The following is a 24,141-nucleotide window of genomic DNA, read 5'->3' as shown; positions in this document are numbered from 1 at the left end:
GTCAATAGTTTACGGGGCGCCCTTTCGCACGGCGAATGCAGTGCCTCAGGCGGATGATTGCATAGGGCAGACCGTAGAGAGAGGCGGGCAGACACCCTATCAGCCGCAGCAGTTTGCGCCCCACGATCGGATGGCGGAGCGGCTGCCGCCCGCACCGGGTTTCGATCACCCGGCGCACGCGGGCCGCAGCCGCATAGACCTTCCGGTACGATGTCCGGTCGGCCAGGCTGACGGCTGCAAGGAGCCTGTCCAACCCCAGTTCCCGGTGCAGCGGTTCGAGGTAGTGCGGATCGGTCGCACCCCAGCTCTCCGCGGCCGGCTGGAGGTATTGCAGCAGCAATGCCCCGAGCCGAGCCATGTTGGTGGGAGCCTGCTTGCGCGTGACGAGCGTCTCGCAGCCGCACCGCACGTAGTGGTAGGGCGTGCCGCTGCGCAGGACGATGGTGCGGGCATGGGGCAGGTAATGGAGCAGGAAGAGTTGATCTTCCATCAGTGCGAGCTCTTCGCAGAATCGCAGGCCGTGTTCGCGGATCGTCCGCAGCGAAAAGAGTTTCGAGGTTGCGTAGCCGTTGCGCAGGAGCTGGTGCCGGATAAACTCGTCGCTGCAATACTCCCCCCCCCGGGAAATGGTTCGGTCCGGATAGGAGAGGAAAGGCTCGCTGCGGCCATCGGCATGGTCGATCGTCATCCCGCAGACAACCAGCGCGTCGCCCGACGGAAAGGGAGCCGACGACAGCCGGGCCAGGTAATCCGGTTCGACCCAATCGTCCGCATCGACGAAAGCGATGTATTCGCCCCGGGCCGTTTCGAGGGCGCGGTTGCGGGTGGCGGAGACCCCTTTGTGCCGCAGCGGGACGAACCGGATGCGGCTGTCCCGCCGGAGATATTCTCGGCACAGGGCATCCGATCCGTCGGTCGAACCGTCGTCCAACAGCAGCAGTTCGAAATCGGTATGAGTCTGGGTCAGCAGGCTGTTGATACACGTCGGCAGGTCCCGGACGGTATTGTTGACCGGAACGGCGACCGTGATGAGCGGTTTCATGCCTTGTCGCGGAACGTTTCGATATTGTCGGCGATCAGGCGGACCAGCACCCGGATCGCTTCGACTGGAGACCAGGCGTTGTGGGGCGAGAGCAGCAGCCGGTCGGGCTCTTTCAAGTGCAGCAAGGGATTGTCCGCCGCGGGCGGTTCGCGGGTGAAGACGTCGAGGGCGGCTCCGGCGATCCGTTTGGCATCGAGGGCTGCGGCCAGGGCCGTTTCGTCCACGATCCCGCCGCGGGCGACGTTGATAATCAGTGCGGACGGCTTCATCGCGGCAAGTTGTCCGGCGCCGATCAGTCCGCGGGTAGCGGGCGTGAGGGGGCTGTGCACCGACACCACGTCGGCCCATGCGAGCAGCTCGTCGAGCGGCAGAGCGGGGTAGGGCTCCTCGCGTGCGACCCCCGAGGTGGAGGTATAGCGCACCTCGCAGCCGAACGCCGTGGCCAGCCGCGCCACCTCGTGTCCGATGGCTCCCAGTCCGACGATGCCCCAGCGGGAGCCGTAGAGCTGGTGGTTGGGGTAGCTGAAATGGTACTGCCGGCCCGAGGCGGAGTAGTCGCCGCTCTTGACGTAGCGGTCGTAATAGACGGCGTGGCGCCTCAGCGCGATGGCCGCCCCGAGGGTGGTTTCGGCGACCGAGTGGGTCGAGTAGCCGCGGGCGTTGCGGACCTCGATGCCCCGCGCGGCGGCCGCTTCGAGGTCGATGTGGTTCATGCCCGTTGCGGCCACGCAGATCAACCGCAGCCGCGGCAGCGCTTCCATCGTCTCGCGCTTGAAGACCACTTTGTTGGTGATGACCACGTCGGCCTCGCGGCAGCGGTCGACGACCTCTTCGCGGGCCGTCGTTTCGTAACCCGTGTAATTTCCCAGGTCGCGGATGACCGAGAGGTCGGCTCCGCCCAGACTGTATTCATCCAGAAATACGATGTTCAAGGACATAATTTTCTTTTTTTAATTTTCCATCTCTCCGATCAAGTCGCGGATAACCACCGAGGCGCACCCGATTCCGAACAGCGCCGGAATGTAACTGATCGTCCCGACGTTCGATTTCTTGTTCTGCTCCTCGCAGAGGATCAGCGCCCCCTCGCGCATCGGCTCGGGCGAGAAGACCGCCCGGAAACCCCGGCGGACACCCGCCTTGTGCAGGCGTTTGCGCAACATGTGGGCCAGAGGGCAGTGGTGGGTCTTCGAAATGTCGGCGATCTCCAGCTTCGTGGGGTCCGTCTTGGCCCCGGCCCCCATCGAACTGACCAGGCGCATCCCCCGCTCGAGCGCCGCCAGTATCAGCGCCAGCTTGGGCGAGAGGGTGTCGATGGCGTCGACGACATAATCGTAAGGTGCAGCGTCGAGCAGGGCGTAGGTCTCCTCGTCGCGGATATAGCGGTTGACAACCGTCAATTCCAGCTCGGGATTGATGTCGCGGAGCCGCGCAGCCAGTACGTCGGCCTTCTGCTGCCCCAGGGTCGAATGCAGGGCCACCAGCTGCCGGTTGATGTTCGAGGGGGTTACCGCGTCGGCGTCCGCGATCGTCATGCGGCCCACGCCCGCGCGGGCGATCATCTCGGCGGCATAGGCGCCCACGCCGCCCAGCCCCACAACCAGCACGTGCGCGCGGCGCAGGATGCCGAGTTTTTCGCTGCCCAGCAGCAGTTCGGTTCTTTCCAGCCAGTTAGCCATTGTATTTTCCGAATAGGTGTTCGTAATTTTTCAGGGTCGCCTGTTGCAACTCCCGGACGGTTTCGCCCCGGACCTCCTCCGCACGGGCGTAGATGGTCCCGATGGGCACCGGGCTGTCGTCGGTCTCCAGAAAGAGCTGCGTCGGCGGCGTCGCACGGAGCGCCTCGACGGTCTTGGGCGAGGCGAACGTGCGTTCGCCGAACGAGAGGTAGTACCCCCTGGCGAGGGCCTCGCGGGCCTGCTCGGGCGAGCCGATGAAGCCGTGGAAGATCGCCGCACGCGGTTCGCACAGGGCCAACTCGCGCATCACAGCCTCGAAAGTCTTCACGCAGTGCAACACCACGGGCAGCCGATGCTCGCGCGCCAGGCGCAACTGCTCGCGGAAGAGCAAGAGCTGCCGCTCCCACGCGGCCCCGCGTACCCTGTCAAGTCCGATTTCACCCACGGCCTGCACGCGGTCGAGCTGCGGCAGAATGGATGCAACCTCCTCTTTGTCTGCATCCCACGGATGAATGCCCGCCGTACGCAGTACGATCTCCCGATCCGCGGGACGGTGGGTGTGTATGTTTACATAAGGTATTGTCACGATGACAAAAGTATAAATTTTAAGTAAATTTAAGAAACATGCGGGTTTTTCCGGAAAAATTTTGTACTTTCGCACGCGAATTAAACTGTTAGCACGCTAACAACCGACCCGAAAATCCAAACATAAAACCAAACACATCAATCATGTCGAAAATCATTACTCTACGCAAGGGTCTCGACATCAATCTGGAGGGCAAACCACAGCCTGCGGTCAGCGATGCGCCCGCGGCTTCGGAGTACGCCCTTTCACCCCTCGATTTCGAGGGGGTGATTCCCAAACTGCTGGTCAAGGAGGGTGACCGCGTGAAAGCCGGCACGCCGTTGTTCTTCAACAAGTACGACGAGCGGGTGCTCTTCACCTCGCCCGTCAGCGGCGTGGTGGCAGCCATCAACCGCGGCGAAAAGCGCAAGGTGCTCTCCGTAACGGTAACCCCCGACGCCGCGCAGACCTGCGAGGAATTCGAGAAGCCCGACCTCAAGGCGGCTTCGCGCGACCAGATTGTCTCGCTGCTGCTCCGCTCGGGCCTCTGGCCCCTGATCGTGCAGCGCCCCTACGGCATCATCGCCGATCCGTCGGACACGCCCAAGGCGGTCTTCATCTCCGCATTCGACTCGGCGCCGCTGGCCCCCGACTACGATTTCGCGCTTCGCGGCCAGGAGGAGAACCTCCAGGCGGGTATCGAAGCGCTCCGCAAACTCACCTCCGGCAAGGTCCACCTCTCGGTGCGCGCCGGTTCGCAGAGTCCCCTGGCAACGCTCCCGAATGCCGAAATACACACCTTTGCGGGCAAGCACCCCGTGGGGAATGTCGGCGTGCAGATCCACCACATCGATCCCATCAACCGGGGCGAGACGGTCTGGACGGTCAACATCCAGGACGTGGCCATCATCGGCCGCCTGATGCGCGAGGGCCGTGTGGACATGCACCGGGTCATCGCCGTCACGGGTTCCGAGATCGAGAAACCCGCCTACCGCCGCATCATCGCCGGTGCCCGGGTCGACTCTGTGGTCTCCGGTAACGTGAAGAAGCAGCCGGAGGGCAGCCGCATCCGCTTCATCTCGGGCAACGTGCTCACGGGCACTAAAACCGCGCCGGAGGGCTACATGGGCTTCTACGCCAACCAGCTCACCGCGATTCCCGAGGGCGACAAGTACGAACTGCTGGGCTGGGCCATGCCGCGCCTGGACAAGTTCTCCGTGTCGCGCTCCTATTTCTCGTGGCTCTTCCCCCGCAAGGCCTACAACCTCGATACCAATCTCAACGGCGGCGAGCGTCCGTTCGTCGTTACGGGGCTCTACGAGCGCTATCTGCCGATGGACATCTACCCGGTCTACCTCTTGAAGGCGTGTCTGGCGGGCGACATCGAGAAGATGGAGAACCTGGGAATCTACGAGGTCGTCGAGGAGGATTTCGCCCTGTGCGAGTTCGTCGATCCCTCGAAGATCGAGATTCAGCAGATCATCCGCGACGGTATTAACTTAATGATTAAGGAGGCATAACGATGAGCGCTTTACGCAATTTCATGGATAAGTTGAAACCCACGTTTTCCCCGGGCGGGAAACTGAGTTTCCTCAGTTCGACGTTCGATGCGTTCGAGACTTTCCTCTTCGTTCCGAACACCACCACGGTCCGCGGCGCGCATATCCGCGACGCCAACGACATGAAACGCACGATGATCGTCGTGGTCGTGGCGCTGATGCCGGCCCTCTTGTTCGGCATGTATAACACCGGGTACCAGCACTACCTCTCGCAGGGATTGCAACCCGAATTCTGGTCTTCGTTCTGGTTCGGTTTCCTCAGGGTGCTGCCCATCATCGTCGTTTCGTATGCGGTGGGCCTCGGTATCGAGTTCGGATTCGCCCAGGCGCGCGGCCACGAGGTCAACGAGGGATTCCTCGTCACGGGCATGCTCATCCCGATGATCATGCCCATCGACATTCCGCTGTGGATGGTCGCCCTGGCGACCGCATTCTCGGTGGTCTTCGGCAAGGAGGTCTTCGGCGGCACGGGCATGAACGTCTTCAACCCCGCGCTGCTGGCCCGCGCGTTCGTCTTCTTCGCCTACACGCCCTCGATTTCGGGCGCTACGGTGTGGATCGCCGGACTTACCTCGGGCGAGGGCGTGGTGGACGGCTTCTCGGGCGCTACGGCGCTGGAGCACCTGGCCACGGACAGCACGCTCGGCTACTCGGCGATGGACGCTTTCCTGGGCTTCATCCCCGGTTCGATCGGCGAAACCTCGACGGTGGCCATTCTCATCGGAGCCGTCATCCTGCTCTTCACGGGCGTCGCCTCGTGGCGCTCGATGATCTCGTGCTTCGTCGGCGGTCTGGCCATCGGTTACCTGTTCCAGTGGACGGGCGTGACGACCTACCCGGCCTGGTGGCACCTGATCATCGGCGGCTTCGCGTTCGGTGCGGTCTTCATGGCCACCGACCCCGTCACCTCGGCCCAGACCGACACGGGCAAGTACATCGTGGGCTTCATGACCGGCGCGCTGGCCGTGCTGATCCGCGTGGTCAACCCGGCCTACCCGGAGGGCATGATGCTGGCGATCCTCTTCATGAACGCCCTGGCGCCGCTGGTCGATTACTACGTGGTCGAGGCCAACGTCTCGCGCCGCCGCAAACGTGTTAAACTGGCTAAATAAGCGAGCGATATGGCAACAAAAAAATTCAGATGCAATGTCTGCGGCTACATCCACGAGGGAGCGGCCGCACCCGAAACCTGCCCCGTCTGCTCGGCTCCCGCGTCGGAGTTCACCGAGCTGAAGAAAAAGGGCTTTATGAGCGACACCAACAGCAATGCCTATATCATCGTTTACTCGACCGTGATGGTCGTGTTGGTGGCAGCCATCCTGGCGGTGGCCGCGATGGCGCTTCAGAAGCGGCAGTATGCCAACGAGCTGAACGAGAAGAAGCAGTCGATCCTCTTGTCGCTCTCGGCAGGGGACAAAAATTACGACGAATTCATCGAAGCCGAGGTCCTCGACGCCCAGGGACAACCCACGGGCGAGGGCGACGTCTTCGCCCTCTTGAACGACCTGCCGGGCGCATTCGCCGCGGGCAAGTTCCCGATCTTCCAGGCCGCCGACGGCCGCGTGGTGATTCCCGTGACCGGTTCGGGTCTCTGGGGTCCGATCTGGGGTTACGTGGCTTTGGAAAAGGACATGAACACCGTGGCGGGCATCATCATGGCCCACAAGGGCGAGACGCCCGGTCTGGGCGCCGAGATCGCCACGCCCAAGTACCAGGCCCGTTTCGTCGGTAAAAAGATCTTCGACGGCGACAAGTTCGTCTCGGTCGTGCTCCGCAAGGGCGGCGCCCGGAACCCCGAACACGAGGTGGACGCCATCTCGGGCGGCACGAAGACCTCGGACGGCGTGACGGCCATGCTCTACAACAGCCTGGGCCACTACCTGCCGCTGATCGAATCGCGGCGCGGACAGGCGGTCACCGAACCTGTCGGGACGCTCGAACCTCCGGTCGAGACCGCGACCGGCATGGAAGCGCCGGCCGCAGCCGCCGGTGTACACGCAGCCGCTCCGGGTGCCGAAACCTCGGCCGCGGAACAGGTGTCTAACGATCAAAACGCAGGTGAAAATGAGTAAGATGGAAAAAGAGCCCTTGTTTTCGGCTAAAAACATGAAATACCTCACGGGACCGTTCTCGGCGAACAACCCGGTCATCGTGCAGATCCTCGGTATCTGCTCGGCGCTGGCCGTCACCGTGCAGCTCAAACCGGCCATCGTCATGGCTTTGTCCGTGACCGTGGTGACGGCGTTCTCCAACCTCGTGATGTCGCTGCTCAGGAACGGCGTTCCGGCCCGCATCCGCATCATCGTCCAGCTGGTCGTCATCGCCGCGCTGGTGATCCTGGTGGACCAGGTGCTCAAGGCCTATGTCTACGAGGTTTCGAAGCAGCTCTCGGTCTATGTGGGTCTGATTATCACCAACTGCATCGTCATGGGCCGCATCGAGGCTTTCGCGCTGGCCAACCGGCCCTGGGCCTCGTTTCTGGACGGTATCGGCAACGGCCTGGGTTACGGCCTGATTCTGGTTATCGTGGCTTTCTTCCGCGAACTCTTCGGTTCGGGCACGCTGCTGGGCCTGCGCATCATCCCCGAGAGCTGGTACGCGCTGGAGGGCGGCTGGTACTACAACAACGGCCTGATGCTCTTCCCGCCCATGGCCCTGATCATCGTGGGCTGCATCATCTGGGTGCACCGTTCGCGCAACAAGGATTTACAGGAAAAATAGAAGAATAGCGTATGGAATCGTTGAATATTTTTATCCGGTCGATCTTTATCGACAACATGGTCTTCGCGTTCTTCTTCGGCATGTGCTCCTACATCGCCGTATCGAAGAGCGTCAAGACGGCCCTCGGCCTGGGTGCGGCCGTTACGTTCGTGATGGTCATGACCGTGCCGCTCAACTACCTCCTCTATGAGTTCGTCCTCAAGGACGGCGCGCTGGCCTGGGCCGGCATTCCGGAGGTCAACCTCAGCTTCCTGACGTTCATCGTCTTCATCGCCACCATCGCGGCATTCGTGCAGCTGGTGGAGATGGTCGTCGAGAAATACTCGCCCACGCTTTACAGCCAGCTGGGTATCTTCCTGCCGCTGATCGCCGTGAACTGCGCCATCCTGGGCGGCTCGCTCTTCATGCAGCAGAAAGTGGACGGCGGCGAGCTGCAATCGCTGTGGCAGTCGATCGTCTACGGCCTGGGGTCGGGCCTGGGCTGGTGGCTGGCGATTGTGATGATGGCCGCCATCCGCGAAAAGACGACCTATTCGCACATCCCCGCAGCGCTCAAGGGGCCCGGTATCGCTTTCATCATCACCGGGCTGATGGGCATCGCTTTCATGATCTTCTCGGGCATTCAGTTCTAACCATAAAAAGAGATTCGCAAAAATGGAATTGACTATTATAGTTGCAATCATCGCTTTCCTGGTGGTAACGCTCGCGCTGGTGGGACTGCTTCTCTTCGCCAAGGCGAAGCTGACCTCCTCGGGCGAGGTCGTGATCGACATCAACGGCGGCGAGAAGATCATTACCACCGAAAGCGGTTCGACGCTGCTTTCGACGTTGGCCAATAACAAGGTATTCCTCCCCTCGGCATGCGGCGGAGGCGGTTCGTGCGGCATGTGCAAGTGCCAGGTGCTCGAGGGCGGCGGCGACATCCTGCCCACCGAGACGGGCTTCATCTCGCGGCGGATGGCCAAGGAACACTGGCGCTTGGGCTGCCAGGTCAAGGTCAAGGAAAACCTCAAGATCAAGGTTCCCGAGGCGGTGTTAGGCGTCAAGAAATGGGAGTGCGAGGTGGTCTCGAACCGCAATATCTCGACGTTCCTCAAGGAGTTCGTCGTCAAGCTGCCCGCGGGCGAGAACCTCAAGTTCCGCAGCGGCGGCTACATCCAGATCGACATTCCCAAGTACGACGCCATCAAGTTCACCGACATGGAGGTCGACGAGCGCTACCGCGGCGACTGGGACAAGTTCAAGATGAGGGACCTGGTGACGACCAACCCCGAGCCGACGTTCCGCGCCTACTCGATGGCCAACCACCCGGCCGAGGGCAACATCATCATGCTCAACATCCGCATCGCCACGCCTCCGTTCGACAAGGCCACGGGCGGCTTCATGAAAGTCAACCCGGGTATCTGCTCCTCCTACATCTTCTCGCGCAAGCCAGGCGACAAGGTGACCATCTCGGGTCCCTACGGCGAGTTCTTCCTGCCGGACAACCTGCCCGACACGCAGGAGCTGATCTTCATCGGCGGCGGCGCGGGCATGGCACCCATGCGCAGCCACATCATGCACCTGTTCAAGACCGAGAAGACCCGGCGTCCGGTGTCGTTCTGGTACGGTGCGCGGGCCCTGAAAGAGGTTCCCTATCTGGACGAGTTCCACCAGATCGAGAAAGACTTTCCCAATTTCAAGTTCAACCTCGCCCTCGACCGTCCCGATCCGGAGGCCGACGCCGCAGGCGTTCAGTACACCCCGGGCTTCGTCCACAACGTGCTCTACGAGAACTACCTGAAGAACCACCAGGCTCCCGAGGACTGCATCTACCTCATGTGTGGCCCCCCGATGATGATCGCTTCGGTGGTGAAGATGCTCGACAACCTGGGCGTCGCGCAGGAGAATATTCTCTATGACAATTTCGGCTCTTAAGTAAGGGCAAAGAGTCGTAATACGCTGTTAAAAGTAAGCGGGCTGAAATCCAATTCATTTGGGATTTCAGCCCGCTTACTTTGCACATTGGCTTTCATCGAGCGTACATGGGGGAGGATTTTATCCGAGGCGCTTAGTCCGAAACATCATCGAGAACGGCCGTATGGGACATATCCTGTACGATCACGCCCTCGTCGGTGATTTCGTAGGCGAGAATCCAATGTTTCTCGAATACAGCGCAGCGATAGCCGAGGGGTGCACCAGCGTTTGAAGCGGCAGAGGGGATGATCTACCTCGGCACCGAATGTTTGAATATATCGGATAAACCGGCCTCGGTAGGCTTGTGCGGCATCTTCTGAGAGTTTGATTTCATTCTTGAGGTAGCTTACCAGATCGGACAATTTGTCCAGTACGATGGCCGAGACGATGATGTTGCGTGTCATTGTCCGTATGTTTCCCGGATTTGATTCTCGAAGCGTGCGTTGAATTCGCTCAACGATACTGCGCCATCCGCAACAGCCTTGTCCCATGCTCCGGCCTGCTGCGGCTTCTCTTCGTCCGGCACGATCGTCACGCTTTTGTGGTTCTTGATCAGGTCGATCAGAAAGCGTCCCTCCGGCGTGTTGTCCTCAATGTGTACCGTTGTCATAACTCGAAGCGATTTTATCCTTTTGCAAATATAACGATTTTTATGCCGGGAACATTGTGTTTCGATGAAATTTCTGCCAGCACGGGTCGATGGGGCGAAAATTCGTTTTATTCAGTCTCTCTTGTCGTAAAAACCGGACAGATCGGGACAACGGGTTCCGATTTTTTTTTATATTTGTGAACGGACAACCATAAACACACCTATGATATGAACATTCCGCTCATTTTCTGGATCGTGCCCGCGGCTTCCATCGTCGCGCTGGCCGTGGCGTGGGCTTTCTACCGCGCCATGAAGCGCGAGGACGAGGGGACGCCCCGCATGCGCGAGATCGCGGCCCATGTGCGCAAGGGCGCCATGGCCTACCTCAGGCAGCAGTACAAAGTCGTGGCCATCGTCTTCGTCGTGCTGGCCCTCTTTTTCGCCTACCTGGCGTACGGCGCCGGCGTGCAGAATCCGTGGGTTCCGTTCGCCTTTCTGACGGGCGGCTTCTTCTCGGGTCTGGCCGGCTATTTCGGCATGAAGACCGCCACCTACGCCTCGGCCCGCACGGCCAACGCCGCCAGGCAGTCGCTGGACCGCGGCCTGCGGGTGGCGTTCCGCAGCGGCGCCGTGATGGGGCTGGTCGTCGTGGGGCTGGGGCTGCTCGACATATCGTTCTGGTATGTCATCCTGCAGGCGTTCGTCGATGTGGCGGGGCCGCAGAAGCTGGTCATCATCACCACGACGATGCTCACGTTCGGCATGGGCGCTTCGACCCAGGCCCTCTTCGCCCGCGTGGGCGGCGGCATCTACACCAAGGCCGCCGACGTGGGGGCCGACCTGGTGGGCAAGGTCGAGGCGGGCATTCCCGAGGACGACCCGCGCAACCCCGCGACCATCGCCGATAACGTGGGCGACAACGTGGGCGACGTGGCCGGCATGGGCGCCGACCTCTACGAGAGCTACTGCGGCTCGGTGCTCGCCACGGCCGCGCTGGGCGCCGCGGCATTTTCGGCCGCGGGCAGCGAGGCGATGCAGACGCGCGCCGTGCTGGCTCCGATGCTGATCGCCGCCGTGGGCATCGTGCTCTCGATCATCGGCATCTTCCTGGTGAGGACCAAAGAGGGCGCTTCGATGCGCGAACTGCTGCGCTCGCTGGGCGTAGGCGTCAATTTCAGCTCGCTCCTGATCGCCGGGGCAACGTTCGGCATCTTGTACTTGCTGGGCGTCGAAAACTGGCTCGGGCTTTCGTTCTCGGTCATAACGGGCCTGGTGGCCGGCATCATTATCGGCCAGGCCACCGAGTACTACACCTCGCACTCCTACAAACCCACGCAGAAGATCGCCGGCAGCGCCCAGACGGGGCCCGCGACGGTCATCATCGCAGGCGTCGGGTCGGGGATGATCTCGACGGCCATTCCGGTCGTGACCATCGGCGTGGCCATCATCCTGGCCTATCTCTGCGCCATCGGTTTCGACATGCGGCAGATGATGACCCCGCAGAACATGTCGCTGGGGCTCTACGGCATCGGCATCGCCGCCGTGGGAATGCTCTCGACGCTGGGCATCACGCTGGCGACGGACGCCTACGGACCCATCGCCGACAATGCAGGCGGCAATGCCGAGATGAGCGGTCTGGGGGCCGAGGTGCGCCGCCGCACCGACGCGCTCGACGCGCTGGGCAACACCACCGCGGCCACGGGCAAGGGCTTTGCCATCGGATCGGCGGCGCTGACGGCGCTGGCGCTCTTGGCCTCCTATATCGAGGAGATCCGGATCGGTCTGCTCCACAGCGGTATCACGACGCTCGTCATGCCGGACGGTACGTCGCAGCTGGTCCAGAGCGCCTCGATCCTCGATTTCATGGAGTATTACCGCATTTCGCTGATGAACCCCGTGGTGCTCGTCGGCATCTTCGTCGGCGCGATGATGTCGTTCCTCTTTTGCGGCCTGACGATGAATGCCGTAGGCCGCGCGGCCCAAAGCATGGTCGAGGAGGTGCGCCGGCAGTTCCGCGAGATCAAGGGCATCCTTACGGGCGAGGGGACGCCCGACTATGCGCGCTGCGTCGAGATTTCGACGCGCGGAGCGCAGCGGGAGATGCTGCTGCCGAGCCTGCTGGCCATAGCCGTTCCGGTAGTCATGGGGCTGGTGTTCGGCGTGGCGGGCGTGCTTGGGCTGCTTGTGGGCGGACTGGGTTCGGGCTTCGTGCTGGCCGTCTTCATGGCCAATGCGGGCGGCGCATGGGACAATGCCAAGAAGATGGTCGAGGAGGGACACTACGGCGGCAAAGGCTCCGACTGCCACAAGGCCACCATCGTGGGCGACACGGTGGGCGATCCGTTCAAGGATACCTCGGGGCCGTCGCTCAACATCCTGATCAAGCTCATGTCGATGGTCTCGATCGTCATGGCCGGACTGACCGTGGTTTTCCACCTCTTCTGATTTGGATAAACCGGATTTTATCCCTATATTTGTCCACATGAGCGAATTGGGAAATAAATACGGTTCGGGCGGGACGTCTTATCCTGCCGCGAGCGGGAAATTCCCCCCCCCGAAGATTTAGCCGGAATATTCTGTATTGATATGCCCTGCAAGACGGTCGATACCCTCTTGCGGGGCTTTTTGTGTTTTCACATATATGAACCTAAAAAACTGAAAAATGAAAGGATTGAGACTCTATGCGCTGCTGGCCCTTGCGATTGGGGCCACGGCGGGTTGCGACCACAACGACTATTACGACACCGGCCTGCGCGAGGAGGTCGAGGAGCTGCGCGGACGGGTCGAGCAGCTCGAAGCGTGGTGCGGCACGGTCAACGGTCAGATCGGAGCCTTGCAGGGCCTGGTGTCGGCCCTCGAAGAGAACGACTACGTTACGAACGTGACACCCCTTGTAGAGGGTAACAAAACCGTCGGCTACACGATCACCTTTTCCAAAAGCGGACCGGTCACCATCCTCCACGGCAAGGATGGAGAGGACGGAGTCACACCGGTGATCGGCGTCAGGAAATTCACCGACGGCAAGTACTATTGGACGGTTCAGATCGGTGGAAACGATCCGGTTTATCTCGTGGATGATGCGGGCAACAAGATTCCCGCGACTGGCGAAAAGGGCGATCCGGGAGAGCAGGGCGCCGAAGGTCCTGCCGGTCCTCAAGGCCCAGCCGGTCCCGCCGGCCCCCAAGGCCCCAAAGGGGATACCCCCAAGATCAGCATCGGGGAGTTCGAGGGCGTGCTCTACTGGAAAGTCGACGACAACTGGCTGCTTCACAATGGACAAAAGGTGCCCGCCACCGGGTCGCAGGGCGATGCGGTTTTTGCCAAGGACGGAGTAGACACCTCCGATCCCGAGCGCGTCACATTCACCCTCGCCGATGGGGTTACGAAGATCACCTTGCCGCGCGCTGCCACCGTTACGGTCGGTTTCGACAGCTACGAACTGTTCTACGGCTCGCCGTCGAACAACCGAATTACTCTTGTCCTGCCCGCAACACTCAAGGAGGGGGATTACACGGCCATCACGGCGACCGTAACGGGCGAAAACGGTGTCTCGGCCGACGTGGCGACCCGCTCGGCGGGTGAGAAATGGGGCGTAAAGGTGACTAAACCGACCTTTGCGAACGGAAGCCCCGTTGCCGGAAGCGCCCGTGTGGAGTTGACGCCGCCGGCCGGCGTACGCCTCTCGGAGACGGCTCTGCTGCGGGTTGCGATCACGGCGGCCAACGGGCAGGAGCAGGCCGTGACGCGCCCCGTCAAGTGGTTCGACGGAGTGATCGTTCGCAGCGAAGCGGGCGGACTGAGCACAGCGGTGACCGATCCGGCGGTGAAGAAGCTGGCCATCGAGGGAAGCATCGACAAGACGGACTTTGCATTTATCCGTCAGAGCCTGACCGCGCTGGAGGTGCTCGACCTCTCGATGACCGATCTGACTGTGATGCCCGACCGCGGCCTGGCATACAACGATGCGCCCAACACGACCCTGCGTCGCGTGGTGCTGCCCGAAGATCTAACAGCCATCGAGGAGGCCGCATTCGCTAATTGCCGCGCACTCGAGACGATTGACACCGGAACCGCACGGCAGATCGGACGATGGGCTTTCGAGAAATGTCATGCGCTTCGAGAGGTGCGTCTGGGCGACGAACTGGAGACGATCGACAACTCGGCCTTTATGGATTGCACGTCGCTGGTGTCGATCGACATCCCCGCAAGCGTCCGCACGCTGGGCCGCTGGATCTTCCAGAGGTGCGGAGCGTTGGAGACCGTTATGCTGCACGAGGGGTTACAAAACCTTTCGATGAGCACTTTCTACGGTTGCGGTATTGTTTCGATCCGCATCCCCACGACCGTGACGGAGATTCCGAAGTGGACGTTCGAGGACTGCACCCGGCTCGAACGCATCACGCTCCACGATCAAATAACCTCCATTGGAGAGAGTGCGTTCCACAACTGTCAGATGCTCGGACAGTTCAAGGTTCCTGCAAGTGTCACTGTATTGCCCGCCAATTCTTTCGAATCCTGCTTGAGCCTGCGTTTCGTTGAGTTTCATGACAACATTACCGAAATAGGCGAGCGGGCCTTTGCCTACTGTTCGAATCTGGGTCCGAACGCCGGTACGGCCGCTGTCAGATTGCCTGCTTCGTTGAATACGCTGGGTTCCGAAGTGTTCATCGGATGCAAGGGACTGACCGGGGTAGATATGACTGATTGCGCGACGACGACCATTCCTTATATGATGTTTTCAGGTTGCAGCCAGTTGGTGAATGTGACATTGCCCCAGGGATTGCAATCTATCGGCGACCTTGCATTTTCGCAATGTATCTCGTTGATCTCGGTGTACTTGCCCGCCAATGTCGTTTCGCTGGGCGACTCTGCTTTCCGGCCATGCCCCAAACTGCTGGCGGTAACCTGCCGGAGTACCACACCCCCTACAACTGCATCGTCGACCTTCGATTCGGATATTAGGGTCGGTCGAAATCTATTTGTCCCACGAGGCGCCGATTATTCGGCCTGGGACGTGTGGTTCGGGAATATTATTTACTTTACGAATTAAATCGCTTCTTGATGAAAAGAAGGCTGCATCCGACGGCGGATGCAGCTTTCTTGCCGTGTGCATTCAGCCTATTTCTTCGCCGTGCCGCTTTCGAGGATCGAGACGATCGAGAAGAGCGTGAAGCAGATGGCGCCGAAGCCCATCAGCACGCGGGCCGGAACGAAATACTTGGCCGCAAAGAGCGCCTCCTCGTAGAGGAACGCCGCCAGAAAGAGACACACGAGGCAGGTCAGCACCGGAATGATCGGGATGCGGCGCGCCAGCGGAAAGTCGGCGTGCCAGATTTTGGCCAGCAGGATCACCTTGCTCGATATGCTCCAACAGATCAGCGCAAGACCGATCAGCACGAATCCCACGAAATCGATCCGCTCGCCCCAGAATGCGAAGATCATCACCAGCCCAAGCGCGAACGCCAGTCCGCCCATCGCCAGCACGAGCCCCATCCACTTGCCGCGCTCGCGGACGGTGTAGCTGCCGCGCGTCTGCCGCGCGATGCTGGCCACAAGTGCGATCAACGAGGTGCAGACGCAGGCGATGCCGAACATGACGGCTCCGGCCACCAGGTGCGCCGGAAGCGTCCCCCGAACGAAGAGGATGATGCACCATACCCAGGCCACCGCGGCCACCAGTGCCGCGGTCCCGATCAGCGTGGATACCTGCCCGCGGGTGAATCCGCGCGAATTGACGGAGAACGACGAGTCGGCCGAATTCTGCGAGATGAGCGTGAAGCGCGTGGACGACGTGGCGGCCGTGGCCACGCACGTCGTAATCAGCCCCAGCCCGCAGACGACGTGTCCTGTCACGACCGAACCGGGCATGTTGGAGGTGAGCAGAATAATCCCGCAGATGATCGTAATCAGCGCGAACGAGTAACCGATAGCCGGGAAGATGTACTTGGCCGCAGCCGAATAGGTGTGGATGATCTGGCGGATGATGGTGGCCGCCGTGCAGTAGAGCGCCACGCAGATCGAACCCAGAAAAAAGACCACCGGACCGGCCGTCAGCCGTGACGGATCGTCGCCCGCGGCGAAGATGAAAGCGCCGTAGGCGAAACAGAAAGCGGCCATTGCCAGCGGAATGGCGCGAAAGAGAATGCTTATGCCGTGATTCATAGTCGTAAGAGTTTTTAGCTGCTCCTGCAAATCCCGAACCAAGCGGAGAATTCCGGTATTTGTCGTATCTTTGCGGCCATGAAAAATATCGTTTTCGATTTGGGCGGCGTGCTCTTCGCCCGCGATAAAACCCGGTGCGCCGAGGAGTTCGGCGACTTTTTCGCTTTCGTGCGTGCGGAGGAGATGCCCCGCTTCTGGGAGGAGTACGACCGCGGAACCTCGACGATGGAGGAGGTCATCCGCACGCTCTGCCGCATCAACGACTGTCCGCCGGAAAGGTGCCGCCACTATTTGCAGCGCTCCATCGACTTGCAGGAACCCGTGAAACCGACCGAACAGCTGGTCCGCGAGCTGAAAGCGGCAGGGTACAAGTTGTACGTGCTTTCGAACATGTCGCGCGAGTTCATCGCATTCCTGCGCCGCTTTCCGGTATACGGACTTTTCGACGGCGAGGTGGTTTCGTGCGAGGTCGGGACCGTGAAGCCCGAGCCGCGCATCTACGAAATACTGCTCGAACGCTACCGGCTCGATCCGGCCGAGACGCTCTTCGTGGACGACCGACAGGCGAATATCGACGCTGCCGAACGCCTGGGAATCCGGGGCCACCTGTTCGACTACCACAACCCCGCGGCCACATGCGACGCGCTGCGCCGGCAGTTGCTCTGAATCCTGCAAACACAAAACGGCCGCCTTTTCGGGCGGCCGTTTCTTTATGCGATCCGAAAGCGGATCAGTTGAACATGTACTTGATACCGAACATAATCGCCCAGCGCGAAGAGCTCGTGTCCCAATCCTTGTACGACTTGACCAGGTCTTTTTGGAACGTGAACGACGGGGTGTAGTTATTCGAAGCTGTGGGTTCATCTTCCATGCTGAGGAACTGGAACTGCGGCGAATTAGACTTGCCTAACATGGTGGTGGTTTTGACACCCCAATCCTTGTTCAGCAGGTTCAGGAAATTCGAAATATCGAAACTGAAGCGCAGGGTGTTGCACTTGGTTCCCTTGCAGCACCAGATTTTGATATCGTGCGATATGCTCAGATCAAGCTGGTGCTCGAAAGGCAGTACGCCGCCGTTGCGCTCGGCATACTCGCCGCGATGCTTCGAGAGGTAGTCGTCCTGTTCGATAAAGGCGTCGAGAGCTTTCCATGCCTCGTCTACGGATTCAAATTTACCTGCTTTCAGATTGATGTCGCTCTGTGTGGCCGGGATAAAGACCAAATCGTTCATATCCTGTCCGTCACCGTTTACATCCCCCTTGTAGGTAAAGCTATAACGCCAGGGACGATACATTTCATAGATAAGTCCGAAATTGGTGGCGGCGTTCTTACTCCAGTTGGCCGTATAGGAGGCGGAGATAAGCAGGCGTCCATCGAACGAACCTGCACCGTAGCTCAACTCCGGCTTGTTGGGGTTGATGGCGGGACGGTATTTCCAGGCCGATGAAGCTACCGACGACGATCCGTCGGTTACGCTCATGGCTTTACCCATCGTATAGGAGGCGTTCAGGTAGAGACCGCGCAGTGCGCCCTGCATAAACTGCTTCTGCAACTGAATGGTTCCGAAGATTGAGTAGCCCTTGCTTGTATTGCGCATCTCGATCACGTTTGCGTTACGGTCGTTGATGTACATGTCGTAGTAGCCGGAGCCTTTCGAAAAATAGGGACGGGTCTTGCCGTCACCGTCGTTTACGTAGCCAACCGGATCGTTCAGGCCTACATTGGCGTGATAGATGGCATTGACATCTTTGGTATAGAGCAATTCTCCGGTTAGAATCCAGCCGTTGCCGAATTTGTAATCGACAGCCAGATTCGTCTTCCACAACTGGGGATATTTGAAATCTTTTTCCGTATAGGCCAAATCGAGCCGCGATTCCTGCACATCCGATGCCGAAGGCTGGTATTCTGCAATTCCGTCGAAAGGACGACCTTTCTGAAGATCACCGAACATCAGACCATTGTTGCCCGCCTGATTGCTGATCCAAACGTAAGGAGGCGTTCCAGTGAAGAGACCCGTACCACCGCGAACCTGCAAATTGTGGTTCTCCGTAACGTCCCAGTTGAAACCGATGCGGGGCGAGAACATAGGCTTGGTTTTGGGGAGTTTCGACATGTCGACGTGTTTGATTCCTCCCTGGAACGTCATTCCCTCCACCTCGGTATTGCGATCCAGATCGTTCAGGAAGATGGGTACGTCGATACGGAGTCCGTACGTCAGTTTGAAATTGTCGCGGATGGACCAGCGATCCTGGAGATAAAACCCGAGTTGCAGCACCTTAACCTCGGCTTCGGGGAACCCGCCGCCGATTGCGTATTTCTGCGAGAATTTTGATGCGAGTGTTTCCGGACGAGTTTTCGGATCCGCTCCTGCTGCTTTCCAATCGAGGTAGGCACTGGCATCCTTGTAGAAATCGTCGAAACTGTTGAAGCGCCACACGCCTGCGAAACTGTAAGCGTAGCCGTTAACGAACGAACGGTAATCGGACTGGGTACCGATCACGATCTGATGCTTGCCGGCGTTAATCGTAAAGTTGTCCTGAATCTGGAAAATGTCCGTGTCGAGTTTGTTCCCGTATGAATTGGTCTCGGTACCGAAAGAGGTGTAGGCTTCGCCGTCTCCGTTGAGAATATCTACATGAGGGAAGAAGCCGCCGTCCATGTCGCGGAAATCGCGCAGCCGGGAGTATCCGACTTTCAACGTATTCGACATCCGGTTGTTGATGGTCGTATTTAGGTCGGCCATGACAATGTGAAAATCGTTGTTACCGCGGTAGTACTGCGAGGAGAACGGGATGGCCCATTCGTTGGGGCCGCGTCCGTTTTTGGGTGCACCCGAGGTTGACGGCGAATTGGTAGCGTACGAATCGAGGAAATAGTATTTCAGACTCAGCGTATTCTTCTTGTTGATATTCCAGTCCAGGCGGGCCGTAACGCGGTTGGCCTCGGTGGGAACCTCCGTAACGTCGTAAAAGCCTGGATTGTAGTTGAATTTATCTATCAGGAACGTCTTGAGTTTATCGAGGTCTGCGGCATCGACGCGAGAGTTGTTCGTTTTGGTCGTATGGGTCACGGGCTCGTTGATCCGGTCGAACTCGGCATTAACGAAGAAGAAGAACTTGTTTTTGAGAATTGGTCCGCCAAGACTGAAACCATACTGGTTGGTGACGGCTTCGTTGACCGTTTTGACCAGATCTTTCTGCCGCCAGCCGCGCAGCGATGCTCCCTTGTGGTAGAAATAGGCCGATCCGATGAAATCGTTGGTACCCGATTTGGTGACGGAGTTGATGGCGCCGCCCGTGAAACCGCCGTTGCGGACGTCGAACGGAGCGATCATCACCTGCACCTGCTCGATGGATTCGAGCGAAATGGGTTCGATGCCAGCAGCGCCCAGCGACGACGAAAGTCCGAACGAATTGTTGAACGAAGCGCCGTCGACCGTTACATTGTTGAAGCGGTAGGAGGTGCCGGCGAAATTCTTGTTGCTGGCCATGGGGGTCAGCTTGACGAATTCGTCGAGCGAACGGTCCAGAGTGGGCAGTTTGTCCATCATCGTGCGCGTAATGACCTCCTGCGCACCCGTGCGGTTCGAGTTGAAAACCGGGTTGGCCTGGCCCATTACGACCACCTCGCCGATGGCCGTGGACTCCTCGTTGAGCGTGACGTTGAACTGGGCGTCCTCGCCGATGGTTAGGTAGACGCCCTCGATCTTCTCGTTGTTGCAGCCGATGTAGCTGAACTCGATGGTGTAGGGACCGCCTACACGCATGCCGCCGATGTTGTAGACGCCGTTGCGGTTGGTGGCCGCAGCGTAGACGGTACCGGTGGGGGTGTGGGTCGCAACGACGGTCGCGCCGACGATCGGCTTGCGTTCGCTGTCGACGACCGTACCGTTGATACTCGACGTGGTCACCTGGGCCATGACGGCGCCGCAGGCGAAAATCGAGAGCATGAACAGGATAAGTTTCTTCATAAGCTGAAAATTTGATGGATAAATTGGGTTGACTGTGTGTGTTTTCTCGCTGCAAATATAACCGGCTTTTCGGAGCAAAAACCCCGTGTAACCGAATCTTCACGTAATTGTAAAAATGCGGCGAGGGACACTCCGTGCCGGAATATCCCTCGTCGTTTTGCCTTTTTTGCGGTTACGATAGCTCTCTGTCAGGTGCTTTCGGACGTGCAGACCCCCCCCCGCGTATCCACGCCGGGAGCGCTGCGGAACCGATATGTGGAAAGAATCAGCCATACTAAGTACAACACAAAGATAAATCAAATATTTCTGAGCCGCAACAGAATACCCCGAAAAAACGATGAACAAAATGTCAACATTCCGCATGCCCGGTTCCGGCACGCTCCTTGCGCACCGGGCGAGGTATGCCGACTATCCGTGAACAATACTGGCGCTACTCGCTTTTCGTGATTATCCTCGGACTGGGGGTTGCGATCTTCTGGGAGCTGACCCCCTTTCTGGGAGGACTGCTGGGCGCCGCGACCATCTACGTGCTGCTGCGCCGGCAAATGTGGTATCTGACCGAGCGGCGCAAGTGGCGGCGCAGCCTGGCCGCGTCGCTGCTGCTTGCCGAGGCTGTGTTCTTCTTTCTGATTCCCATCAGCCTGATCGTCTGGATGATCGTAGACAAAATCCAGCACGCGGCGCTCGACCCGCAGTCGATCATCGAGCCGCTTAGACACGTCGCCGACCTCATTCGCGCCCGAACCGGCTACGACATCTGGCAGGAGAGCAACCTCTCGTCGATGATCGCCTACCTGCCGCGCATGGGGCAGTGGATCATCAAGGGCATCATGAGTTTCGCCATCAACATCGTCGTGCTGCTGTTCGTGCTCTATTTCATGCTCATCGGCGGCTGCCGCATGGAGGAGTACGGTCGGGAGATACTTCCTTTCAACCACTCCGTCGGGCGCAGCGTCATGCGCGAGGTCCACATGATCGTGCGCTCGAACGCCATCGGCATCCCGCTGCTGGCCGTGGTGCAGGGTATCGTGGCCTTTCTGGGTTACCTCGCTTTCGGCGTGCCCGGCGCCCTGTTCTGGGGCGTAATCACCTGTTTCGCCACGATCATCCCCATCTTCGGTACGGCGCTCGTCTGGCTGCCGCTGGCCGGGTACATGGCGCTCGAGGGAAACTGGGGGGCGGGGATTGGACTGGCGCTCTACGGAATGCTCGTCGTGACGCATGTGGACAACGTCGTGCGCTTCGTCATGCAGAAGAAAATGGCCGATACGCACCCGCTGGTCACGATTTTCGGCGTCTTCGTCGGTCTGTCGCTCTTCGGCTTCATGGGCGTGATCTTCGGGCCCCTGATGCTCGAACTCTTCGTCTTCTGCGTCAATATCTTCAAAAAGAAATACCTCGACGGTACGCCCGACCACCAGCTCTTCGTCCCCCGCAGCCTTTCCGATTCCTGAACCGTCACCGGACGGCAAAGCGGCCGGGTATTTGGTGTTTCCGAAAAATTCGGTTATATTTGATCTTGCTAATCCAATGTAACCCGCATGAAACACCTCTCTTTGCATACGGTCAGTTCGGCGATTTTGCTGGCGGTCGTATCGCTGCTCGTGATAACGATCTACGCCCGCAATCCCCGAGCGGACCGGCCTATTCGACTCGCTCGCCGTACCGCGGCATGTGCGCGACAAGACTCGCCGCGGGACCTCGAAATTCGTGCGGCGGCGGACGGGACGGGCAGGGTGTTCGAGGCGCAAAGCCGCCTCGACGGGAGCGGCAGCCCGATGGATCCGCGTCTCTGCACGACCGGAGACGGCCGCGTATCCGTTTGCGCCCGCGGACAGCGGGCCGCGGGGCGTTTGATCTGCCGGAAAACCGCCCCCGGCGGCGAAATCGTTTTCCGGTTCCGGTGCGATCCGCCCCTCGACACGGAGTGTACGCTGATCTTGTACTCCGACTCTGCGATTTTCTCGATCGGAAGAGAACGCTATGCGGGCAAGGTAGTGCCGATGGGGGATTCCTGACCTTAGATGGGGACCTGAGTTAAAAAAGGGTTGCGAGCCGATCGCAGCCCGTTCTTTTATCGTATTCCTCCCCGAGGCGCTTGAATGGTAAAAAAAGTTGCTATCTTTACCGACGCGAAATGATGACAAGCGAACGTCTGTCCGGGGTCTCTTCGAGCAGCTTCGAGGAGTTGTTTGCAAAGTACCGCCCGTACTTTGTCCGGATCGCCGTGTCCTATGTCCGCGACCGGATGGCTGCCGAGGACCTGGTGACGGATTCGTTCGTCAAGGTGTGGGAAAACCGGGAGAACATCGGCTCCGACCGGTTCCCGGCACACCTCTATACGGTCCTGCGCAGCCGCTGTCTGAACTGGCTGCGGGACCGGAGCATCCACCTGCGCGCGCAGCAGCAGCTGCACCGAAGCGGGCAGCGCGTGCTGCTGGAGCGCATCTCGCGGCTCGAAGCCACCGATCCGCAGAGCCTTCTGATGGCCGAAGCGCTGGCGATCATCGAGCGTGAGCTGGACCGGATGCCCGAGCGCCGGCGCCGCATCTTCGTCGCGCACCGCTACGAAAACATGTCCTACCAGGAGATCGCCGCACTGTACGGGCTCACCGAAGGGCAGATCATCTACGAGCTCCGCACGGCCAAGGAGGAGCTGAAAATCGCGCTGAAAGATTATCTGCCCGCCGTGCTGCTCTTCGCGGGCCACCTGCTGCGGTAGCTCTTCCGCCCGGGAATCCTTTTTAAAAATATTTATTTGCGCAATTTGCCGATTTTCTTCGCAAATCGCTTCCCGTTGTGTGTATAAAGAGAAACAAGCACGCAAAAATGGACGAAGAAACCCTCTACCGATATGTCGCTTGCCGGCTCTCCGCCGAAGAGGAGCAGGCCGTACTCGACTGGCTGGCGGCCGATCCGGTCCGCGAACGCGAACTGAACCGGATGCAGTGCCTGCACGATGCGGCGGCGCTTTCCGCACCGCTGGTCAACACCGTCTACGAACGGGACCGCAGCCGCAGCCGCCGGATGCTGCGTCTGGCGCAGCGCTGGGGCATGAGCGCCGCCGCACTCGTGCTGCTGGCCCTGGGTATGCACTACTACCGGGTGGCCGACCGCTATGCACGGCAGGTGGGCGAGTATGTCGAGATGACGGTTCCCAACGGACAGCATATCGGCATGAAGCTCGCTGACGGCACCCGCGTCTGGCTCAATGCCGGCACGACGCTGGAATACCCGCTGCTTTTCGACGGCAAGGAGCGGCGCGTGAGGCTCGCGGGCGAAGCACGTTTCGAGGTGGTTCACGATGCGAAGCATCCGTTCGTGGTCGAGACTTTCGCCTGCGACGTCGAGGTGCTGGGCACCGAGTTCAACGTCGTGGCGGACCGGGCCGAAAACACTTTCTCGGCGGCGCTCTTCCGGGGCCGCGTGGCCGTATCGAGCCGGCTGGTGCCGGGCGACCGCGTGGTGCTCGAGCCCGACGAGGTGGTACACCTGAACGGCGAGCGTCTGCAAGTCGGAAAGATCGCCAATGCGGACGACTACCTCTGGACGGAGGGAATCATCAACCTCGGCGGCCACTCATTCGCCGAGTTGATCGCCCGCTACGAGAAGACTTTCGATGTAGAGGTCCGTACCGAGGGGTTCGAGATGCCCGACACGAAATTCTGGTGGGGTAAGATCTGTATTCAGGACGGGGTGGACAACGCTTTCAAGGCGCTTCAGGTGGCCTACCCGTTCCGCTACGAGTTCGACCCCGAGAAACGCACGGTTACCATTTTCAGCAAATAAAATCCTCGATGCCTATGATAAAACCCTGATCCACGCCAACCGACTTTTTTTGCCTGAACCGAAAGAAAAAGCCTGCAAGGTGCTCCAACACGCTTGCAGGCGGGGGTTCAAG

The 24,141-nt window shown here is 59.8% G+C and carries 20 protein-coding genes; 13 read left to right on the top strand and 7 right to left on the bottom strand.

The features are described from left to right. Position 1: 1 nt before the first annotated feature. From ACMQ11_RS07000 to ACMQ11_RS06985, 4 genes are read right to left on the bottom strand one after another with little or no spacing between them, the layout of a single operon-like run. The gene (locus ACMQ11_RS07000) at positions 2-1,042 is read right to left on the bottom strand and encodes a glycosyltransferase family 2 protein (RefSeq protein WP_418992046.1); all 1,041 of its coding nucleotides are present in this window, start codon (positions 1,040-1,042) and stop codon (positions 2-4) included. Next, entirely contained in the window at positions 1,039-1,980 is a 942-nt protein-coding gene (locus ACMQ11_RS06995; protein WP_418992045.1) for an NAD(P)-dependent oxidoreductase, read from the bottom strand. Before ACMQ11_RS06995 ends, ACMQ11_RS07000 begins: the two co-directional genes overlap by 4 nt. A 12-nt stretch (positions 1,981-1,992) precedes the next feature. Next, positions 1,993-2,718 carry a ThiF family adenylyltransferase gene (locus ACMQ11_RS06990; RefSeq protein WP_418992044.1) on the bottom strand — a complete coding sequence of 242 codons (726 nt, stop codon included), beginning with the start codon at positions 2,716-2,718 and terminating at the stop codon, positions 1,993-1,995. Further along, positions 2,711-3,304 (bottom strand): TatD family hydrolase, encoded by a 594-nt coding sequence (locus ACMQ11_RS06985; RefSeq protein ID WP_418992043.1) that lies wholly within the window; start codon positions 3,302-3,304, stop codon positions 2,711-2,713. The genes ACMQ11_RS06990 and ACMQ11_RS06985 overlap by 8 nt, the downstream gene beginning before the upstream one ends. A 143-nt stretch (positions 3,305-3,447) precedes the next feature. On the opposite strand from ACMQ11_RS06985, the gene ACMQ11_RS06980 reads away from it, so the two are divergent. Genes ACMQ11_RS06980 through nqrF form a run of 6 tightly spaced genes read left to right on the top strand, consistent with a single transcriptional unit; the run spans position 3,448 to position 9,480 of the window. Beyond that, a complete protein-coding gene (locus ACMQ11_RS06980) occupies positions 3,448-4,803 on the top strand; it encodes a Na(+)-translocating NADH-quinone reductase subunit A (RefSeq protein ID WP_418992042.1) in 1,356 nt (451 codons plus the stop codon). A gap of 2 nt (positions 4,804-4,805) precedes the next feature. Further along, positions 4,806-5,954 carry an NADH:ubiquinone reductase (Na(+)-transporting) subunit B gene (locus ACMQ11_RS06975; protein WP_418992041.1) on the top strand — a complete coding sequence of 383 codons (1,149 nt, stop codon included), beginning with the start codon at positions 4,806-4,808 and terminating at the stop codon, positions 5,952-5,954. A 9-nt stretch (positions 5,955-5,963) separates the two neighbouring features. Beyond that, positions 5,964-6,914 (top strand): NADH:ubiquinone reductase (Na(+)-transporting) subunit C, encoded by a 951-nt coding sequence (gene nqrC, locus ACMQ11_RS06970; RefSeq protein WP_418992040.1) that lies wholly within the window; start codon positions 5,964-5,966, stop codon positions 6,912-6,914. A gap of 1 nt (position 6,915) precedes the next feature. Further along, positions 6,916-7,563: an NADH:ubiquinone reductase (Na(+)-transporting) subunit D gene (locus tag ACMQ11_RS06965; protein ID WP_418992058.1), complete on the top strand. Its 648-nt coding sequence runs from the start codon at positions 6,916-6,918 to the stop codon at positions 7,561-7,563. Between the two features lie 11 nt (positions 7,564-7,574). Beyond that, a complete protein-coding gene (nqrE, locus tag ACMQ11_RS06960; protein ID WP_418992039.1) occupies positions 7,575-8,195 on the top strand; it encodes an NADH:ubiquinone reductase (Na(+)-transporting) subunit E in 621 nt (206 codons plus the stop codon). Positions 8,196-8,217: 22 nt separating this feature from the next. After that, positions 8,218-9,480: an NADH:ubiquinone reductase (Na(+)-transporting) subunit F gene (gene nqrF, locus ACMQ11_RS06955; RefSeq protein ID WP_418992038.1), complete on the top strand. Its 1,263-nt coding sequence runs from the start codon at positions 8,218-8,220 to the stop codon at positions 9,478-9,480. Between the two features lie 439 nt (positions 9,481-9,919). On the opposite strand, the gene ACMQ11_RS06950 is transcribed toward nqrF, so the two are convergent. Then, positions 9,920-10,129, bottom strand: a complete 210-nt coding sequence (locus ACMQ11_RS06950) for a hypothetical protein (protein ID WP_418992037.1) — start codon at positions 10,127-10,129, stop codon at positions 9,920-9,922. Positions 10,130-10,336: 207 nt separating this feature from the next. Between ACMQ11_RS06950 and ACMQ11_RS06945 the strand changes: the two genes are divergently transcribed. Next, positions 10,337-12,553 carry a sodium-translocating pyrophosphatase gene (locus ACMQ11_RS06945; RefSeq protein ID WP_418992036.1) on the top strand — a complete coding sequence of 739 codons (2,217 nt, stop codon included), beginning with the start codon at positions 10,337-10,339 and terminating at the stop codon, positions 12,551-12,553. A 217-nt stretch (positions 12,554-12,770) separates the two neighbouring features. Next, entirely contained in the window at positions 12,771-15,158 is a 2,388-nt protein-coding gene (locus ACMQ11_RS06940; RefSeq protein ID WP_418992035.1) for a leucine-rich repeat protein, read from the top strand. 68 nt (positions 15,159-15,226) lie between these two features. On the opposite strand, the gene ACMQ11_RS06935 is transcribed toward ACMQ11_RS06940, so the two are convergent. Beyond that, positions 15,227-16,270, bottom strand: a complete 1,044-nt coding sequence (locus ACMQ11_RS06935) for a DUF2776 family protein (RefSeq protein WP_418992034.1) — start codon at positions 16,268-16,270, stop codon at positions 15,227-15,229. Positions 16,271-16,348: 78 nt separating this feature from the next. Here ACMQ11_RS06935 and ACMQ11_RS06930 point away from each other — a divergent pair, with 78 nt between their 5' ends. After that, positions 16,349-16,936, top strand: a complete 588-nt coding sequence (locus ACMQ11_RS06930) for an HAD family hydrolase (protein WP_418992033.1) — start codon at positions 16,349-16,351, stop codon at positions 16,934-16,936. A gap of 64 nt (positions 16,937-17,000) precedes the next feature. On the opposite strand, the gene ACMQ11_RS06925 is transcribed toward ACMQ11_RS06930, so the two are convergent. Further along, positions 17,001-20,240, bottom strand: coding sequence for a TonB-dependent receptor (locus tag ACMQ11_RS06925; protein WP_418992032.1), 3,240 nt, complete (start codon positions 20,238-20,240; stop codon positions 17,001-17,003). Positions 20,241-20,641: 401 nt separating this feature from the next. On the opposite strand from ACMQ11_RS06925, the gene ACMQ11_RS06920 reads away from it, so the two are divergent. The 4 genes from ACMQ11_RS06920 to ACMQ11_RS06905 all read left to right on the top strand — a co-directional run bounded on the left by ACMQ11_RS06920 (position 20,642) and on the right by ACMQ11_RS06905 (position 24,029). Continuing rightward, positions 20,642-21,694, top strand: a complete 1,053-nt coding sequence (locus ACMQ11_RS06920; RefSeq protein WP_418992031.1) for an AI-2E family transporter — start codon at positions 20,642-20,644, stop codon at positions 21,692-21,694. An 87-nt stretch (positions 21,695-21,781) separates the two neighbouring features. Then, complete coding sequence (locus tag ACMQ11_RS06915) at positions 21,782-22,258, top strand: hypothetical protein (RefSeq protein ID WP_418992030.1); 477 nt, start codon at positions 21,782-21,784, stop codon at positions 22,256-22,258. A 119-nt stretch (positions 22,259-22,377) separates the two neighbouring features. Then, positions 22,378-22,962, top strand: a complete 585-nt coding sequence (locus ACMQ11_RS06910; protein ID WP_418992029.1) for an RNA polymerase sigma-70 factor — start codon at positions 22,378-22,380, stop codon at positions 22,960-22,962. A 107-nt stretch (positions 22,963-23,069) separates the two neighbouring features. Continuing rightward, positions 23,070-24,029: a FecR family protein gene (locus ACMQ11_RS06905; protein ID WP_418992028.1), complete on the top strand. Its 960-nt coding sequence runs from the start codon at positions 23,070-23,072 to the stop codon at positions 24,027-24,029. The last annotated feature ends 112 nt before the right edge of the window (positions 24,030-24,141 follow it).

This window comes from Alistipes sp., assembly GCF_048465575.1.
Classification (GTDB): domain Bacteria; phylum Bacteroidota; class Bacteroidia; order Bacteroidales; family Rikenellaceae; genus Alistipes.
The sequence above is the reverse complement of the archived record's forward strand: the minus strand, read 5'-3'. Positions and strand labels throughout refer to the sequence as shown.

Bases quoted from the DNA above. Each gene is read 5' to 3' on its own strand.
- ACMQ11_RS06930 (WP_418992033.1), top strand. From the start codon at position 16,349: ATGAAAAATATCGTTTTCGATTTGGGCGGCGTGCTCTTCGCCCGCGAT.
- ACMQ11_RS06980 (WP_418992042.1), top strand. From the start codon at position 3,448: ATGTCGAAAATCATTACTCTACGCAAGGGTCTCGACATCAATCTGGAG.
- ACMQ11_RS06910 (WP_418992029.1), top strand. From the start codon at position 22,378: ATGATGACAAGCGAACGTCTGTCCGGGGTCTCTTCGAGCAGCTTCGAG.
- ACMQ11_RS06975 (WP_418992041.1), top strand. From the start codon at position 4,806: ATGAGCGCTTTACGCAATTTCATGGATAAGTTGAAACCCACGTTTTCC.
- ACMQ11_RS06950 (WP_418992037.1), bottom strand. From the start codon at position 10,129: ATGACAACGGTACACATTGAGGACAACACGCCGGAGGGACGCTTTCTG.
- ACMQ11_RS06920 (WP_418992031.1), top strand. From the start codon at position 20,642: ATGCCGACTATCCGTGAACAATACTGGCGCTACTCGCTTTTCGTGATT.
- nqrE (WP_418992039.1), top strand. From the start codon at position 7,575: ATGGAATCGTTGAATATTTTTATCCGGTCGATCTTTATCGACAACATG.
- ACMQ11_RS06945 (WP_418992036.1), top strand. From the start codon at position 10,337: ATGAACATTCCGCTCATTTTCTGGATCGTGCCCGCGGCTTCCATCGTC.
- ACMQ11_RS06965 (WP_418992058.1), top strand. From the start codon at position 6,916: ATGGAAAAAGAGCCCTTGTTTTCGGCTAAAAACATGAAATACCTCACG.
- ACMQ11_RS06995 (WP_418992045.1), bottom strand. From the start codon at position 1,980: ATGTCCTTGAACATCGTATTTCTGGATGAATACAGTCTGGGCGGAGCC.
- ACMQ11_RS06905 (WP_418992028.1), top strand. From the start codon at position 23,070: ATGGACGAAGAAACCCTCTACCGATATGTCGCTTGCCGGCTCTCCGCC.
- ACMQ11_RS06925 (WP_418992032.1), bottom strand. From the start codon at position 20,240: ATGAAGAAACTTATCCTGTTCATGCTCTCGATTTTCGCCTGCGGCGCC.
- ACMQ11_RS06990 (WP_418992044.1), bottom strand. From the start codon at position 2,718: ATGGCTAACTGGCTGGAAAGAACCGAACTGCTGCTGGGCAGCGAAAAA.
- nqrF (WP_418992038.1), top strand. From the start codon at position 8,218: ATGGAATTGACTATTATAGTTGCAATCATCGCTTTCCTGGTGGTAACG.
- ACMQ11_RS06935 (WP_418992034.1), bottom strand. From the start codon at position 16,270: ATGAATCACGGCATAAGCATTCTCTTTCGCGCCATTCCGCTGGCAATG.
- ACMQ11_RS06940 (WP_418992035.1), top strand. From the start codon at position 12,771: ATGAAAGGATTGAGACTCTATGCGCTGCTGGCCCTTGCGATTGGGGCC.
- ACMQ11_RS06915 (WP_418992030.1), top strand. From the start codon at position 21,782: ATGAAACACCTCTCTTTGCATACGGTCAGTTCGGCGATTTTGCTGGCG.
- ACMQ11_RS07000 (WP_418992046.1), bottom strand. From the start codon at position 1,042: ATGAAACCGCTCATCACGGTCGCCGTTCCGGTCAACAATACCGTCCGG.
- nqrC (WP_418992040.1), top strand. From the start codon at position 5,964: ATGGCAACAAAAAAATTCAGATGCAATGTCTGCGGCTACATCCACGAG.